This is a genomic window from Actinomadura bangladeshensis (genome assembly GCF_004348335.1).
GTDB classification, from domain to species: Bacteria; Actinomycetota; Actinomycetes; order Streptosporangiales; family Streptosporangiaceae; genus Spirillospora; species Spirillospora bangladeshensis.
Window position 1 is genome coordinate 1 of the sequence record NZ_SMJW01000603.1, and the last position, 513, is coordinate 513.

The following is a 513-nucleotide window of genomic DNA, read 5'->3' on the forward strand; positions in this document are numbered from 1 at the left end:
ACAGCGTGCAGTTCGATTCGGGGTTGGAGTAGTCGATGTCGATCTGCCCGCCGGTCTCGTCCTGGATGGTGCCGACCCGGTAGCGGACGTAGCGCAGGATGTCGTCGCCGGTCCGGTCCAGCCGGTTCGGCAACTGCACCGGGGTGAAGGTCACCTTCGGCAGCGTGACGGTCGTGCCGTCGGCGGCGTGGCCGGTGTGCTGGATGCCGATCAGCAGCAGGTCGCGTTCGATGTCGGCCAGGCCCCAGTCGTGGGTGAGCGCCCAGGAGTCGACCGGCCGGTACCCCGACGCGTCCGGTTTGAGGATCTGGGTGGTGACCTTGGTGAGTCGCTTGCGGGACCAGAACGTCGGCGACAGTGTGCCGTGGGTGTCCTCGCACTTTTGTCCAGAGTCGCAGTGCAGGTCCCAGGGGACGTCCCACCACTTGTCCGGGTTGGCGCCGATCTTGGACGGGTCGCAGTCGAAGGTGTCGGTGGGGATGCAGCGTTCGGAGGTGGTGAAGTCGACCTGCG

At 66.7% G+C, this 513-nt stretch carries 1 protein-coding gene; it reads right to left on the reverse strand.

From position 1 onward, the window contains the following. Nucleotides 1-513 (reverse strand): hypothetical protein (locus tag E1284_RS42310; protein ID WP_165965643.1); only part of this gene is annotated, 513 nt, incomplete at both ends.